Raw genomic sequence first — 17081 nt, forward strand, 5'->3', positions numbered from 1 at the left:
AGAAAATCAAACTGGATATATATCTATGCACATATAAAATGAACCCCCCACTGATTATAAGCCCACGAATAGCGGAGTAAAAAGAAAAGAGGTGAAGAAGAAACTTCTTCACTCACTTTGTTTTCACTCTTGACACAGGTATATATATAATTTGCCCTGCGGTTAAATATACTTCATCTGTTTGATTCACGCGATGTAGATGCTGGACAGATGTTTCATACCGCTCCGCAACCGATTCAATTGTATCCCCTTCTTGCACGAAATACATACGTAATTTCGTAAATTCTTCTTCCGGCTCTTTCGTAAACAATTTTGTTAAGTATAATGCATTTTCATCCCGTTGTGAGTAAGATGTCTCCTCTTGCTCTTCCTGTAATTTCTCCGCTTGCTTTTTCTTAAAATCCTTCCGCCCGAACAATTCAAATTGAGGTGTCGTTTCTTTCACTTCTTCTCGTTCTTCCTCTTCCTGCTCTTCTAAATCTACTACCTCTTCTTCTAATTCTTGTTCCTTACGCTCCTCTAATTGGAAAGGCTCAAATGCATAATCCTCCCATCCATCTGATTCTGTATGAACTGTTACTTCTTCCACTTCCACTTCCACTTCCACTGGTGCTTTATCCTCATCCACCGCTTTTGCTTCCTCAATTCTATCAACGTCCACATCCTCTATCTCTTCCTCGTGCACTTCATTCTGTATTCTCTCGTCTTCGCATAATCCAGATATCGATATATCTGCTAATAATTGCAGGCAACCACTTTCCTTTAATTCATAATCAAATTCCTCAATGGAAACATACAATTCTTCAACTTGTTTCACTCGGTTTCGCGGAATCGAAATTTCTAACGGAAAAGAGTGTACAAGTTCGTTTACACCATCTTCTCGCGTTTCTACATAATCAATGGATTTCGCTGGAGATAAATCTCGTAATGAAAACGCAGAATCATCTTGCCTTGCAACGTATTCCCCCGTTAAATCCAATTGCCCTCTCACAATTACTTCGTATTCAAGCTCTTCTATCTCAACGTCTGGATCTAACGAAATTGACAAAAGTTCTTCGACTTCCTGTCCTTTTTGGAACCAAACCGATTCTTTTAATGAAAAACGTAATGAATGATCAGTTGCCACCTCTTTTTCCCCCTCCCAAACTGTATGTCATTACAGATTTATGTACCTAAGAGTCATTTTATGAGTAAAAAATCAAACTACACATGAGGACTTCCTATTCATTTTTCATATACCGGCGTTTTTTAATATATCGACCATTAAACGTCACATATCGGAACTTCGACAATATACAACATAACAAAAAGGTTGTCAGAACTCTCCCTGACAACCTTTTTTCCTTTACGCTTTTAATTTTGACATGGCAATTTCTGCTGCTGCAATCGTTGCCTCAATATCTGCATCACTATGAGCTGTTGATAAGAATAAGCCCTCAAATTGAGAAGGTGGTAAGAATACACCTTGTTCTACCATTTCACGATAGTAAGCTGCGAAAAACTCTAAGTTTGAAGTTTTCGCTACATCATAGTTAATAACTGGTTCATTCGTGAAGAATATACCAATCATTGAACCCGCACGATTTATATGATGCGGAATACCATATTTTTCAGCCGCTTTACGCAAACCATTTTCTAACATTTCAGCTTTACGCTCAAACTCTTGATAACATTCCAGTGTTAATTGTACTAATGTTTCATAACCTGCTGTCATTGCAAGAGGGTTACCAGATAATGTACCTGCTTGATAAATTGGTCCGCTCGGTGCAACTTGGCGCATGATTTCTGCTTTACCACCGTATGCTCCTACTGGTAGGCCACCTCCAATTACTTTTCCTAAACAAGTTAAGTCAGGCGTTACACCGTAATAACCTTGGCCACAATTATAAGCAACGCGGAATCCTGTCATTACTTCATCGAAGATAAGTAGTGCACCATTTTGCTCTGTTACTTCACGAAGTCCTTCTAAAAATCCTGGCTGAGGTGGTACAACCCCCATATTTCCCGCTACTGGCTCTACAATCACACAAGCGATATCGTCACCGAATTGTTCGAAAGCATATTTTACGCTCTGTAAATCGTTATACGCTACTGTAATCGTATTTTGCGCTACACCTTCAGGTACCCCAGGGCTATCTGGTAAACCAAGCGTTGCAACACCAGAACCAGCTTTAATTAATAATGAATCGCCATGACCATGGTAACAACCGATAAATTTCAAAATTTTATTACGACCTGTGTAACCACGTGCTAAACGAAGTGCACTCATTGTTGCTTCCGTTCCAGAGTTTACCATACGCACGATTTCAATAGACGGCACACGCTCAATTACAAGCTGCGCTAATTTATTTTCAATTTCTGTCGGCGCACCAAAGCTTGTTCCTTTTTCAGCAACAGCTTTTAATGATTCTACAACACGGTCATTTGCATGTCCGTGAATAAGAGGTCCCCATGATAATACGTAGTCGATGTATTCATTCCCATCGATATCGTACACTTTAGAGCCCTTTCCGCGCTCCATAAAGAGCGGATTCATACCAACAGATTTAAATGCACGAACCGGACTGTTTACGCCACCAGGCATTAAATCTTGCGCCGCCGTAAATGCTTCAATCGATTTATCAAATTTTTTCATTATTGTGCGCCTCCTTCTTGTAACCATCGTGCTGCATCTTTCGCATGATACGTAATAATTAAATCTGCTCCTGCGCGTTTCATGCTTAATAGTTTCTCAAGTACAATGTCTTTTTCATTAATCCAACCATTTTGCGCTGCTGCTTTAATCATTGAATATTCTCCACTCACGTTATAAGCAACGATTGGCAAATTGAAATTATTTTTCACATCGCGAATAATATCTAAGTAAGAAAGAGCTGGTTTTACGATTAAGAAATCTGCCCCTTCCATTACATCCGATTCAGCTTCACGGAGTGCTTCCATGCGGTTTGCTGGATCCATTTGGTACGTTTTACGATCACCAAATTGCGGTGCACCATGTGCTGCATCGCGGAATGGTCCGTAAAATGCCGATGAATATTTCACCGCATATGACATAACCGGCACGTGCGCAAAACCGTTCTCATCTAATGCATGGCGAATCGCCGTTACAAATCCATCCATCATGTTAGATGGTGCAATAATATCTGCTCCTGCTTTCGCTTGGCTTACTGCAGTTTTCGCAAGAACTTCTAATGATTCATCATTTAAAATAATTCCATCCTCAATAACACCGCAATGACCATGGCTTGTATATTGGCATAAACATGTATCTGCAACTACTACTAACTCTGGGAACTGCTCTTTAATTTGTTTGATTGCACGTTGTACAATACCGTGCTCACAAAATGCAGAAGAGCCAACTTCATCTTTTTCAGCAGGTAAACCGAATACGATAACAGAACGAATACCTAAATCTACAACTTCTTGCATTTCAGCTTGCAGAAGATCTAAAGAAATTTGGTATACATCTGGCATAGAAGGAACTTCGTTACGAACATTCTCTCCTTCTAATACAAAAATAGGATAAATAAAATCTTCTGTATGTAAAAATGTTTCACGTACAAGCGCACGCATATTTCCACTTTGTCTTAAACGACGGTGACGATTAAATTGTAAAGAACTCATAGATTTCTGTCTCCCATTCTTTTATTTAGATTATGCATTTTGATTATATTTTGAAATGCATTGTATTAACGCTTCTATTGTATATTCTTTTGGAACAATTACATCAGCAAAATAACGCATTGCCTCTTGCTCTGTTATCGGTCCTATACAAGCAATTGTACATTTTTTTATCCATTCTCTCCAGTTTGTGCCCTCGAGTAATGTCACAAAGCTTGTAACGGTAGAAGGACTTGTAAATGTAATAGCGTCTACCTTACCTGATTCTAAAGCTGAGATGAGATCTTGTTGTTTCTTATCATTTGTTTTTGTTTCATATACAACAAGTTCCTCTAAGAACACTCCTAATTCCCGGAGTTTAATCGGAATCACATCTCTAGCTAAATTCCCTTTTGGAAATAAAATGTGTTCCTTACCACTTAATTCTCTTACAAATTCTTCCGCAAAGGTTTCAGCAACAAACGCTGTTGGAATAAAATGAACCTCATAACCCCGCTTTTCTAACTCTTGTCCTGTTTTCACCCCTACTGCAGCAATGCGAACATTAGGCGGTATTTTCTGACACAAACCATCTAAAAAAAATCCCACACCATTTTTACTCGTAAAAATAACCCAGTCATATGTGTGCAGTTGCTGCAGCACTCCTTGAAATTCTTTCTGCGATACACCTTCTATATGCAAAAGCGGAATTTCCAATGGAATTCCGCCCTCTTTTTTCACCGCTGCACTCATTTGTTTTGCTTGATGCTGGGCACGCGTAATCAGTACTGTTTTGCCAGCAAGAGCATCCATGATTACTGTTGCTCCTTATTTGCAGCGAGAATGAGCTCTTTTGCTCCTTGCTTAATTAAACGATTAGCTGCCTCTAAGCCAACTTGCTCTGAATCTACACCTGTAACTGTTTCTTTTAACAAAACAGAACCATCCATAGAGCCGACAAGAGCTGTTAATTCAATTTCATTATTCTCCTGAAGTATTGCGTATCCAGCAATCGGTACTTGGCAGCCACCTTCAAGTTTATGCAGGAATACTCGTTCAGCCGCCACTGTTCGTTCTGTTACAACATCATTCATATGTGATAATAATTGCAATAAATCTTCATCACCCTCACGACATTCAATTGCTAAGGCCCCTTGCCCTACAGCCGGTACACATAATGTTTCATCTAAATGTTCCGTAATGACTTCATCATCCCATCCCATTCTCTGTAACCCAGCTGTTGCTAAAATGATTGCATCATAGTCTTCTTCTTTTAATTTACGTAATCTCGTATCAATATTACCGCGAATCCACTTCACTTGTAAGTCTGGTCTAGCAGCGAGTAACTGTGCACTTCGTCGTAAACTACTTGTCCCAAGAACCGCACCTTCTGCTAAGTCCTCAAATGATTCCCCGTTTTTTGAAATGAACGCATCACGTGGATCGACACGCTTCGGTATACACCCAATTGTTAATCCATCTGGAAGTATAGCTGGCATATCTTTCATACTATGTACAGCCATATCGATTTCTTTCGTAAGCAATGCATGTTCAATTTCTTTTACAAATAAACCTTTTCCACCTACTTTGGAAAGTGTTACATCTAAAATAACATCGCCTTTTGTAACAATTTCTTTCACTTCAAATTCATATGGTAAGCCAAGCGCTTTTAACTGATCAATAAACCAATTTGTTTGCGTTAATGCTAGCTTACTCTTTCTCGAACCGACAATAATTTTGCGCATAATTTTCTCTCCTCATTATAAATACCAAAAGTGGAAGTTTGATAAACTGCTCAATAGGAAAATGTTGACTAACATAACGAGAAAGGCACCAATGTTCCAATTTATAATCTTCTTACCTTGCAATATATCTGATCCTCGTAAATATAAACCCATGCAATATACAAATAAAACAACAAAAGACCCGATTACTTTCGTATCATACCAATGGAAATTATCTAACTTTGTATATCCCCATATACATCCAAGTAAAATAGCTAACAAGAAAAAAGGAACAGAAAATAGATTTAGTCCATAAGACATCGACTCAAGCTTTGGTAAATTCCCCAACCTTCTTAATCTTGCATTCCATTTTTTCTGTTTTAATAATCGATATTGCAGTAAGTACATAATAGAAAAAATAAACGAAACCGTAAATGCCGCATAGGAAATAATCGCCATTCCTACATGTACGTATACAAGTTCTGAAACTAATTGATGCGCAAGTACCGGTGACATTTTTCCGAGCGGAGTAAAAATAGAAAAAGCGCTTACGCCAAACGCAATGACATTTGTAAAAAAGACTAAAAAGTCAATGCGCATAAATCGATTGATTACGAGCGACATTGTAATTAATAACCACACATAGAAATAAATCCCCGACAATAACGTTAAAATCGGATGCGTCTCTGATTCCGTAGCCCGAAGTAACATAAAAATAGACTGTAATATCCATACAATTGCAAGTAACCAAAAAGCAATTCGATTCGCCTTTCGGTTACTCTGGAAATAATCTATAAAATATAAACTAATGCTACAAGCATATAAAATAATTGCGATATGATAAATAATACTATTATTTAAAAAGCCCATCCGATCATCCTTCCGGTTATAAAGATGGAACGGATGCTGTCCACGCTCGTTTATGTTCTCGTTCTTCCGTATGTTCCACAACCTCTTCTTGCACTTCTAAATCAAAAATTTTCGCGAATAAAGCGAGCTTTTCCGTAGCTCCCTCTTCGGCCGCTAACTCTTTCGCTACTAAAATCGGATCCTTTAGCAGTTGATTAATAATACTTTTCGTATGCTTACTAATTACTTTTTTCTCACGATCACTCAGCGTTGGAATTTTCCGCTCCAGACTTTGCATTGTATCACTTTGAATTGCTAAAGCTTTATCACGAAGAGCTGCTATCAAAGGAACAACACCAAGCGTATTTAGCCAAGCTTTAAATATAATGATTTCTTCTTCAATCATAAGTTGAATTTTTTCCGCTTCTTTTAAACGCTCAGCACGGTTTGCTTCGACTACGCCTTGCAGATCATCAATATCATACAAGAAAGAACCTTCTAGCTCATCAATTGCTGGATCAATATCGCGCGGCACTGCAATATCCACCATAAATAGCGGGCGTCCACAGCGCATCCGTTCTACTCTTGTCATCATTTCTTTCGTAATGACATACTCTGATGCACCTGTTGAACTAATTAAAATATCCGCTTCTAATAATGCACATTGTAATTCACTTAAAGGTTTTGCATGCCCCATATATTTCTCAGCCATTGTTTCCGCTTTCGTAAATGTACGGTTCATAACTGTTACTTTACTTGCTCCGCTTCCATATAAGTTTTGCAGTGCAAGTTCACCCATTTTTCCAGCGCCAAGAATTAAAACGTGACAATCTGTTAAATCGCCAAAAATTTTCTTTCCAAGCTCAACTGCAGCATAGCTAACAGACATTGCACTTTCACCAATTGTTGTTTCTGAATGCGCACGCTTTGCTAGCGTGATTACTTGTTTAAACAATTCATTAAAAATCGTACCTGTTGCTTTTACCTCTTGCGCTTCTAAGAAACTATTACGAATTTGGCCTAAAATTTGTGTTTCTCCGACCACCATAGAATCTAATCCGCACGTTACACGGAATAAATGTTCAATGGCACCATCTTGTTCAAAAATAGACAAGTATGGTGAAATCTCTTCTATCTCGAGCTGAAACCAATCAGCTAAAAACTTTTTAATGTAATATCGTCCCGTGTGTAATTGATCGACGACAGCATAGATTTCTGTGCGGTTACACGTTGATACAATGACATTTTCTAAAACGCTCTTTTGATTTTGTAATATTGTCATTGCCCGTTCTAGCTCTGCTGCCTGAAATGTGAGTTTCTCACGAAATTCTACAGGGGCTGTTCGATAATTTACACCAACAACAAGAATATGCACGCAGCATGTCCCCCTTCAACCGTTTTATCACCTTAACTACTATCATAATACAACTTTCTTGTTATGAATCTGACAATCGTGTGAACATCAACAATTTTTTTCTGATCTTCACACCTAGCAGGAAATAGGTTACTCAGCTAACTATACGAATACAAATTGAAAAACCAACATCAAACCTTTCTTTAGGTGGGAGAGAGCAGCTAGCCATGCATAGAAGCGGTCAAACCCTCTTTCTGCCCCATTCCATGTAAAAACAAAAAAGAAAGCAAGTAGATGTCACCTTTTGTTCTTCCTAGCAGCAACTTATATGTTAGAAAATCAAAATGTATATACACCTTACTTTATAATCATTATAAAATAATAACTCTATTTGTACGTTACCAAAAAAATCTGTCAGAATCAAGTGATGGAAACTATTCCATAAGAATTGGAAGGCTACCTTTTTTATCTTCTTTCATAATACAGAAAAATATGTATGATTGTTCCAAAATGTAACAACTTCTTTCATGTGACACATTACTCAAAATTTTTTCGTTGCAATGTATTTGACATCTCATTTCTTTTTCGTTATATTAATTTTACAAAATTAAATTGTGCACAACTTAAAAAGGAGGGATGTTCATGAAAGAGAATCCTTTACATCTCGATAATCAACTTTGTTTTTCTATTTATGCCTGTTCTAAAGAGGTAACACGCTTTTATCGGCCTTATTTAGAAGAAATGGGTATTACGTATCCACAGTACATTACATTATTAGTGCTTTGGGAGCAAGATGGATTAACTGTAAAAGAAATTGGCGAACGTCTATTTTTAGATTCAGGTACATTAACACCTATGTTAAAACGCATGGAAACATTAGAATTAGTTAAACGCGTTCGTTCTAAGGAAGATGAACGCAAAGTGTGCATTGAACTAACCGAAGAAGGGCACGCTTTAAAAGAAAAAGCATGTTCATTGCCAAAAACTATGGCTACCAATTTAGGAATTACAGAACAAGAATATCGATCATTATTAATTCAATTAAATAAATTAATGGAAACCATGCAAACAATCAATGATAGAAAAGGGGAATAAATATGGAAAAATTATATACAGCAACAGTAACTGCGACAGGTGGAAGAAATGGGAAAGTTGTTTCAGATGACGGCATTCTAAATCTTGATGTAAAGATGCCAAAAGCATTAGGCGGTATGGGCGGAGAAGCAACAAACCCAGAACAATTATTTGCAGCTGGATATGCAGCATGCTTTGATAGCGCTCTGCAGCTTGTAATTCGTACAAAACGTGTAAAAGTAGAAAGTACGGAAGTGACAGCTCACGTTTCCATTGGAAAAGATACAGATGGTGGGTTTGGGTTATCTACTGTACTTGATGTACGCGTTGCTGGTGTTTCTCATGATGAAGCACAAGAGCTTGTTGAAGCTGCACATGGTGTATGTCCGTATTCAAAAGCGACTAGAGGGAATATGGAAGTTACATTAAACGTACTGTAAGAAGATGTTCAAAAAATCCGGCAAAGATAGCTTTCATATTTCTTTATCCTCCTTTTTGAACTTATACCGTAAAAAACAAAAAACGCGCGACGAATCGTCACGCGTTTTTTGTTTTTGTAAACTTATGAATGGCTTTCCACGCTTCTTCTTTTCCAAGTCCTGTTTCTGATGAAAATAAAACGATTTCATCACCTTGTTCAATATCGAGCGTTTCTTTCACAACCTTCAAATGCTTTTGCCATTTCCCTTTCGGAATTTTATCGGCTTTCGTCGCAATGATAATAGTTGGAATTTCATAATGCTTAAGGAAGTCGTACATCATGACATCATCTTTCGTTGGTGAATGACGTAAATCCACTACTAATACAGCCGCATCCAATTGCTCACGTGTTGTGAAATACGTTTCAATCATTCTTCCCCATGCCGCTCGCTCTGTTTTAGATACTTTCGCATACCCATAACCCGGAACATCGACAAAGTGCATCATTTCATTAATTAAGAAAAAGTTCAACGTTTGCGTTTTCCCTGGTTTAGAAGAAATACGCACTAACTTTTTACGATTTAAAATTTTATTAATAAAGGAAGACTTCCCAACATTAGAGCGACCTGCTAATGCAATTTCTGGTAAGTCACCATCTGGATATTGTTCTGGTTTAACAGCACTAATGACAATATCTGCTTTTGTTACTTTCATTGTTTCACTCCTACTAATGCGTGCTCCAATACTTCGTCTAAATGAGACACAAGCACAAACGTAAGATTTTCTTTTACGCTTTCTGGAATATCATCTAAATCTTTTTCATTTTCGGCTGGCAAAATAATTTTCGTTAAACCTGCACGATGAGCACTTAATGTTTTTTCTTTTAAACCACCGATTGGCAATACACGACCACGTAGTGTAATTTCACCTGTCATTCCTACTTCCTTGCTTACAGGTACACCTGTTAGTGCGGAAATAAGCGCCGTTGCCATCGTAATACCGGCTGATGGTCCATCCTTTGGAACTGCTCCTTCCGGAACATGAATATGAATATCATTCTTTTCATGGAAATCTGGATCAATATGAAGCTCCTCTGCACGAGAACGAATATAACTAAATGCAGCTTGTGCAGATTCTTTCATAACATCCCCAAGTTTCCCTGTTAAAATTAATTTTCCTTTTCCTGGTGATACAGATACTTCAATTGCAAGTGTATCACCGCCAACAGCCGTATACGCTAAACCAGTTGCCATTCCAACTTGGTCTGTTGTTTCAGCTTGCCCATAACGGAATATATGTTTCCCAAGTAGATCTGTAATGTTTTTTTCCGTTACAACAATACGTTTACGCTCTTCTGTAACGATGATTTTTGCCGCTTTGCGACAAATCTTTGCAATTTGACGCTCTAGCGTACGAACACCAGCCTCGCGCGTATAATAGCGAATAATTTCAAGTAACGCGTCATCACGCACTTGGAGATTCCCTTTTTTCAAGCCGTGTTCTGTTAATTGCTTCGGCAATAAGTGTTCACGAGCAATATGCACCTTTTCAATCTCTGTATAACCAGCAATCGAAATAATTTCCATACGATCAAGAAGTGGGCCTGGAATGCTTGCAAGCGTATTTGCAGTTGCAACAAACATTACTTTTGATAAATCATAAGGCTCTTCAATATAATGATCGCTAAAGTTATGATTTTGTTCTGGATCCAATACTTCCAATAACGCAGCAGACGGATCACCACGGAAATCATTAGACATCTTGTCAATCTCATCTAATAAAAAGACAGGATTGATAGTCTTGGCCTTTTTCATTCCTTGAATAATACGACCTGGCATTGCTCCAACATATGTACGACGGTGACCACGAATTTCAGATTCATCACGAACACCACCAAGGGAAACACGAACAAAATTACGATTTAACGATGTTGCAATCGAACGTGCTAAAGATGTTTTCCCGACACCTGGAGGTCCTACTAAACAAAGAATTGGTCCTTTTAAAGAATTTGTTAGCTTTTGAACAGCTAAATATTCTAACACGCGTTCTTTCACTTTCTCAAGGCCGTAATGATCTCTATTTAAGATTATTTCAGAATGTGCTAAGTCAATCATATCTTCTGTTGCTTCTGTCCACGGAACCGCTAATAACCAATCAAGATAATTACGAATCACACCACTCTCCGCAGAGCTTGCTGGCAACTTTTCATAGCGATCTAATTCTTTTAAGGCAGCTTTTTTCGTTTCTTCTGGCATTCCTACCTCTTCGATTTTTTCACGAAGCTCTTCAACTTCGCCGCCTTTACCTTCTTTATCACCAAGTTCTGTTTGAATCGCCTTCATTTGTTCACGCAAGAAATATTCTTTTTGCGTACGTTCCATCGAACGCTTCACTTTTTGTCCAATTTTCTTTTCTAAACTAAGTAGTTCTTGTTCGTCTTGAATAATAGAAATAAGTGTATGTAATCTTTCTTTTACAGATAAAATTTCTAAAATCTCTTGCTTTTGTTTTGTCTTAATCGGTAAATGAGAAGAGATTAAATCAGCTAAGCGACCAGGTTCTTCCACATCCACTACTGTTGCAAACGTTTCATTCGATACCTTTTTCGAAACTTTAATGTATTGCTCGAAATGTTCCAGCAACGTGCGCATAAGAGCTTTTTCCTCTAGGTCGCCTTCTTCTTCGTCTGTTACTGTTTGAATCGAAACTTTCACTATATCTTCTTCTTCAATAAACTCTACTATTTCTGCTCTATGTAAACCTTCTACAAGGACACGCAGCGTGCCGTTTGGCAGTTTTAACATCTGCTTTACTTTCGCTACTGTACCCACACTATATATGTCATCTTCTTTTGGATCATCGATATTCATTTCTTTTTGCATTGCTAAAAAGATGATATTTTCATCCATTGCTGCCTGCTCTAGTGCTTGTATCGATTTATCACGTCCTACATCAAGATGCAGAACCATCGTTGGATATACGAGAACGCCTCTTAATGGTAGGAGGGGCACAATTCTTTCGTTCGTATTCATACTAGACATAGCACCTCCATAATAAATTAAACTCCTGTTCAACTATTTTATATTACAATACATCTTGATGCAATTGCAGAGATTCCTTGCAATTGCAAATCCCCTACTTTTTGTTTCTCCAAAAAAGAAAAAGGGACCCCGCTTAAGCATACAAACTTAAACGAAGTCTGGCAAATATTATTACGTTCTCATGACGCTCACCTCACATGAAATCGCCTATTAGAACCTTTATTATATCGATTGCACGTCACCTTCATCTGCCTGACGACGCACATTGATTTCACGATGCAAGTTTTCCTGTACGAATGTTATCTCAAAAACTTCCTTCAATTTTCGAACAGGTATAATTTCAATACCTTTTATCGTATATAAAAATGGTTGCATATTTTCAGCAGGAATAATTATCTTTTTTGCCCCCGCCTTTTTTGCTGCTTTCACTTTTGCATATACGCCACCTACCGGCTTTACTTCACCATGAATACTTATTTCTCCTGTCATCGCTACTTCGTTATTCACATACACTTGGTGCAGTGCCGAGTATACTCCGGTTGCCATTGCAATTCCTGCCGACGGACCATCAATTGGAATACCACCAGGGAAATTAATATGTATATCATATCCTTCTGGCAATAAATCGAGAGAACGAAGCACGGTTAACACATTGTCAACCGATCCTTTCGCCATACTTTTACGACGGATTGATTTCGTTTGACTACCAATACTCTCTTCTTCCACAATTCCGGTAACATTTATCGTACCTTTGTCCGTAGCTGGAATTGCTGTTACTTCAATTTCTAATAACGCCCCTGTATTCGGTCCATATACTGCAAGTCCATTTACAAGACCAATTTTCGGAATTGGATAAATACGCTTTTCATATTTTGGAGTAAGCTGACTAGAATGAACCACCCATTCAATATCCTCATCTTTAATAAATGAGCGCCCCTCATTAATCGCCATTCCTGCAGAAATTTGTACAAGATTAATGGCTTCTCTTCCATTCCTGGCATACATTCCAATTATTTCAATCCCTTGTTCTCCAATTTCCATCTTTACTTTTTCTGCTGCATTCTTCGCTACTTTTTGAATTTCTTCTGTATCGAGTTCACGGAAGAAAACTTCTAAACAACGAGAACGAATAGCTGGGGGAATTTCATCTGGAGACCGAGTTGTAGCTCCAACTAAGCGAAAATCTGCTGGTAAGCCTTTTTGAAAAATATCATGTATGTATGTTGGAATCATTGAATTTTCTTCACTATAGTATGCACTTTCCAGAAATACTTTACGATCTTCTAATACTTTTAGCATTTTATTCATTTGGATTGGATGCAATTCACCGATTTCATCAATAAATAAAATACCACCATGCGCATCTGTTACAGCACCTTTTTTCGGCTGAGGAATTCCCGCTTGTCCCATTGCACCTGCACCTTGATAAATCGGATCATGCACCGATCCAATTAATGGATCAGCAATACCGCGCTCATCAAAACGGGCCGTTGTTGCATCCAATTCAATAAATGTTGCATTCATACGAAATGGGGATTTTTGATTTTTTTTCGCTTCTTCTAACACAAGACGTGCCGCTGCCGTTTTCCCGACCCCAGGAGGACCGTATATAATGACATGCTGCGGGTTCGGTCCACAAAGTGCCGCCTTTAATGATCTAATTCCGTCCTCTTGCCCAACAATATCTAAAAAAGAGATAGGACGTACTTTTTCCGCAAGCGGTTCTGTCAAAGAAATTTCGCGCATTTTGCGAAGTTGTTCTAATTCTTTTTTTGATTCTCGATCAATTGAAACTTTTTGTGTTCGCTGGTTTCGGAGCAAATGCCAGAAATACAATCCGACAATTACACCAAAAACAAGTTGAACAAGTAGAAATATGTTTGTCCAGCTCATCATTTATTTCCTCCCGCTATGTTTTACCATTTAGTATTTCCTGGGAGGAATAGTGCTAAACATAATAAGAAACAGCAATTATAAAAATTGCTGTTTCATTCTTACACTATGCAGATGTTTTTGTATCAAGTACAGTACCGTCTTGTAACACCAATTTTGGCGCGGCATTGTCCGCTACTGTTTCTTTTGAAAGAATACACTTCTCGATATCTTTACGAGATGGAAGCTCGAACATTACATCTAGCATTAAGCCTTCAATAATAGAGCGAAGTCCACGAGCACCTGTTTTACGTTCAATTGCTTTTTTTGCAATTTCGATCAGTGCCCCTTCTTCAAATTCAAGCTCAACATCGTCAAGCTCCAATAATTTTTGGAACTGTTTCACAAGCGCATTTTTCGGTTTTGTTAAAATATCAACAAGAGCACCTTCATCAAGCGGCTCTAGGTTTGCAATAACTGGAAGACGACCAATAAACTCTGGAATTAAACCAAATCGTAAAAGATCTTCTGGTAATACGTGAGATAAAACATGCTTTTCATTTACATCAGCATTTTTCTTCTCTGAACCAAATCCAATTACTTTTTCACCAAGGCGACGTTTAATAATTGGCTCAATGCCATCAAACGCACCACCACAAATGAATAGGATGTTCGTTGTATCAATTTGAATAAACTCTTGATGTGGATGTTTACGACCACCTTGAGGTGGAACGCTTGCTACAGTACCTTCTAAAATTTTCAGAAGGGCCTGCTGCACACCCTCACCAGACACATCGCGTGTAATTGATGGATTTTCTGACTTACGCGCCACTTTATCAATCTCATCAATGTAAATGATTCCTTTTTCCGCTTTTTCCACATCGTAATCAGCAGCTTGAATAAGTTTTAATAAGATGTTTTCTACATCTTCGCCCACATATCCAGCTTCTGTTAAAGATGTTGCGTCCGCGATTGCAAATGGAACATTTAAAATACGCGCTAATGTTTGTGCCAATAGTGTTTTACCACTACCTGTTGGCCCAATAAGTGCAATATTACTTTTCGCCAATTCTACATCATCAATTTTGCTGTTAGAATTGATGCGTTTGTAATGATTATATACCGCTACCGCTAGTGCTTTTTTCGCATTATCTTGTCCGATGACATACTCATCTAAGATTTCACGAATTTCTACCGGTTTCGGTACATCTTTGAATTCTACTTCTTCGTCTTTCGCAAGCTCCTCTTGCACAATCTCTGTACAAAGCTCAATGCACTCATCACAAATGTAAACACCTGGACCAGCAACAAGCTTTCGGACTTGCGTTTGTGTTTTACCACAGAAAGAACATTTTAATTGCCCTTTTTCATCATTAAATTTAAACATATTTTCACACCCCTTACAAAGTGCTAATCTCTTGCCTTCGTATGTACACGATAAATGTATCGTATGTAAATACATATTATGTCACTACGTGGCGAGAAATACAAATAATATGACTAGTTATGTACAAATAAAAAATTTTTAAAACTTTTGAAATATGTATATTCGACTTTAGAAGGGTCATTTCCTTCTTCATCGAACAGTTTTATAAATATATTTCTATATTTATAAAACAAGGCACGATCAAAAATCGTGCCTTGTTATTTTATTATGCAGCTTTGCTGTTGTCTACTAAGAAGTCTACAGCTTTACGTACTTTAAGATCTTCAGATAAAGCATCTGCACTTCCAAGAGCTTGAGTGATAGCTTCAGCTGGCATATTGTACATTGCAGCCATTTTTTCAACTTCTGCAGTTACTTCTTCTTCAGTAACTTCGATGTTTTCAGCTTCAATGATAGCTTCAAGAACAAGATTGATTCTTACACGTTTTTGTGCATCTTCTTTCATTTGTTCTTTTAGCTTGTCAGCGTCAGTACCTGTGAATTGGTAGTAAAGCTCAAGGTTCATACCTTGTTGGCTTAAGCGTTGTTCGAATTCACGAACCATACGATCTAACTCAGTTTCGATCATAGCTTCTGGAATTTCGATTTCAGCGTTAGCAGCAGCTTTTTCTACTACTTCGTCACGAACTTTGTGCTCAGCTTCGTGCTTTTTGCCTTCTTCTAAGTTTGTACGAAGTTTTGCTTTTAACTCATCAAGAGTTGCAACTTCTTCGTCTGCATCTTTAGCGAACTCGTCATCTAAAGCAGGAAGTTCTTTTGTTTTAATTTCATGAACTGTTACTTTAAATGTTGCTGGTTTACCAGCAAGTTCTTCTGCATGGTACTCTTCTGGGAATGATACTTCAACGTCTTTTGACTCACCAGCTTTTAGACCAATTAATTGCTCTTCAAAACCTGGGATGAATGTACCAGAACCGATTGTTAGAGAGTAGTTTTCGCCTTTTCCACCTTCGAATGCTTCGCCATCAACGAAACCTTCAAAGTCAACTACAGCTGTATCGCCGTTTTCAGCAGTACCTTCTTCTTTAACAACTAGTTCAGCTTGACGCTCTTGTAAAGATTTTAATTCGTTCTCTACATCTTCGTCAGTTACAGTCGTTTCAACTTTTTCTACTGCTAGTCCTTTGTATTCACCTAATTTAACTTCAGGCTTTACAGTAACTTTTGCAGTAAAGATTAAGTTTTCGTTTTTCTCGAATTTCTCGATGTCGATTTCAGGATGAGCAACTGGGAAGATACCAGTTTCATCGATTGCTTCACCGTATGCTTTTGGTAAGATAATATCTAAAGCATCTTGGTATAAAGATTCAACACCAAAGCGTTGTTCGAATAACGGACGAGGCATTTTCCCTTTACGGAAACCAGGTACGTTAATTGTTTTTACTACTTTTTTGAACGCAGCGTCGATAGAGTTGTTTACTTCTTTAGCATCAACTTCGATTGTTAAAACGCCAACGTTACCTTCTAATTTTTCCCATTTTGCAGCCATTTATTCTTTCCCTCCAACTATAATAATGTATGCACATACCTCTACAGATTGAGATTTCCATTATTTCTTTTTTAGAAACAACAAAAGCGTGAAAGCCTATTGATTCAGGCTTTTTATCCTTCTAGCAATAAGCTTTAAGACATGCGTTTCCCAATCTATTATTTGTCTATAAGACAAACACGGTATATTTTGTTCGAGAATAATATGAAAC

Annotated in this window: 14 protein-coding genes; 2 read left to right on the forward strand and 12 right to left on the reverse strand. The window is 37.9% G+C overall.

Going from position 1 to position 17081, the window contains the following annotated elements; translation table 11 throughout:
- Positions 1-112 precede the first annotated feature (112 nt).
- The 7 genes from spoVID to hemA form a co-directional block, all read right to left on the reverse strand.
- Positions 113-1126 (reverse strand): stage VI sporulation protein D, encoded by a 1014-nt coding sequence (gene spoVID / locus AAIE21_RS05190; RefSeq protein WP_343265754.1) that lies wholly within the window; start codon positions 1124-1126, stop codon positions 113-115.
- Between the two features lie 219 nt (positions 1127-1345).
- Complete coding sequence (hemL, locus tag AAIE21_RS05195; protein WP_343265755.1) at positions 1346-2635, reverse strand: glutamate-1-semialdehyde 2,1-aminomutase; 1290 nt, start codon at positions 2633-2635, stop codon at positions 1346-1348.
- Positions 2635-3624 (reverse strand): porphobilinogen synthase, encoded by a 990-nt coding sequence (gene hemB / locus AAIE21_RS05200; RefSeq protein WP_343265756.1) that lies wholly within the window; start codon positions 3622-3624, stop codon positions 2635-2637. The genes hemL and hemB overlap by 1 nt, the downstream gene beginning before the upstream one ends.
- 30 nt (positions 3625-3654) lie before the next feature.
- Positions 3655-4413, reverse strand: a complete 759-nt coding sequence (gene hemD, locus AAIE21_RS05205; protein WP_343265757.1) for a uroporphyrinogen-III synthase — start codon at positions 4411-4413, stop codon at positions 3655-3657.
- A gap of 2 nt (positions 4414-4415) precedes the next feature.
- Positions 4416-5345, reverse strand: coding sequence for a hydroxymethylbilane synthase (hemC, locus tag AAIE21_RS05210; protein WP_343265758.1), 930 nt, complete (start codon positions 5343-5345; stop codon positions 4416-4418).
- Between the two features lie 15 nt (positions 5346-5360).
- On the reverse strand, positions 5361-6194 hold the full coding sequence (locus tag AAIE21_RS05215) for a cytochrome c biogenesis protein (RefSeq protein ID WP_343265759.1): 834 nt from the start codon (positions 6192-6194) through the stop codon (positions 5361-5363).
- A 16-nt stretch (positions 6195-6210) separates the two neighbouring features.
- The gene (gene hemA, locus AAIE21_RS05220) at positions 6211-7548 is read right to left on the reverse strand and encodes a glutamyl-tRNA reductase (RefSeq protein WP_343265760.1); all 1338 of its coding nucleotides are present in this window, start codon (positions 7546-7548) and stop codon (positions 6211-6213) included.
- A 621-nt stretch (positions 7549-8169) separates the two neighbouring features.
- Here hemA and AAIE21_RS05225 point away from each other — a divergent pair.
- A complete protein-coding gene (locus tag AAIE21_RS05225) occupies positions 8170-8622 on the forward strand; it encodes a MarR family winged helix-turn-helix transcriptional regulator (protein ID WP_343265761.1) in 453 nt (150 codons plus the stop codon).
- Positions 8623-8624: 2 nt separating this feature from the next.
- A complete protein-coding gene (locus tag AAIE21_RS05230) occupies positions 8625-9041 on the forward strand; it encodes an organic hydroperoxide resistance protein (RefSeq protein WP_343265762.1) in 417 nt (138 codons plus the stop codon).
- 97 nt (positions 9042-9138) lie between these two features.
- Here AAIE21_RS05230 and ysxC read toward each other — a convergent pair whose 3' ends face one another.
- The 5 genes from ysxC to tig form a co-directional block, all read right to left on the reverse strand.
- A complete protein-coding gene (gene ysxC, locus AAIE21_RS05235; RefSeq protein ID WP_343265763.1) occupies positions 9139-9735 on the reverse strand; it encodes a ribosome biogenesis GTP-binding protein YsxC in 597 nt (198 codons plus the stop codon).
- Complete coding sequence (gene lon / locus AAIE21_RS05240) at positions 9732-12062, reverse strand: endopeptidase La (protein ID WP_343265764.1); 2331 nt, start codon at positions 12060-12062, stop codon at positions 9732-9734. The genes ysxC and lon overlap by 4 nt, the downstream gene beginning before the upstream one ends.
- Positions 12063-12284: 222 nt before the next feature.
- The gene (gene lonB, locus AAIE21_RS05245) at positions 12285-13955 is read right to left on the reverse strand and encodes an ATP-dependent protease LonB (RefSeq protein ID WP_343265765.1); all 1671 of its coding nucleotides are present in this window, start codon (positions 13953-13955) and stop codon (positions 12285-12287) included.
- Positions 13956-14061: 106 nt separating this feature from the next.
- Positions 14062-15321 carry an ATP-dependent protease ATP-binding subunit ClpX gene (gene clpX / locus AAIE21_RS05250; protein WP_343265766.1) on the reverse strand — a complete coding sequence of 420 codons (1260 nt, stop codon included), beginning with the start codon at positions 15319-15321 and terminating at the stop codon, positions 14062-14064.
- Between the two features lie 265 nt (positions 15322-15586).
- A complete protein-coding gene (tig, locus tag AAIE21_RS05255; protein WP_343265767.1) occupies positions 15587-16870 on the reverse strand; it encodes a trigger factor in 1284 nt (427 codons plus the stop codon).
- Between the last annotated feature and the right edge of the window lie 211 nt (positions 16871-17081).

This window comes from Paenibacillus sp. 102 (genome assembly GCF_039549175.1).
Lineage (GTDB): Bacteria > Bacillota > Bacilli > Bacillales > Bacillaceae_G > Bacillus_A.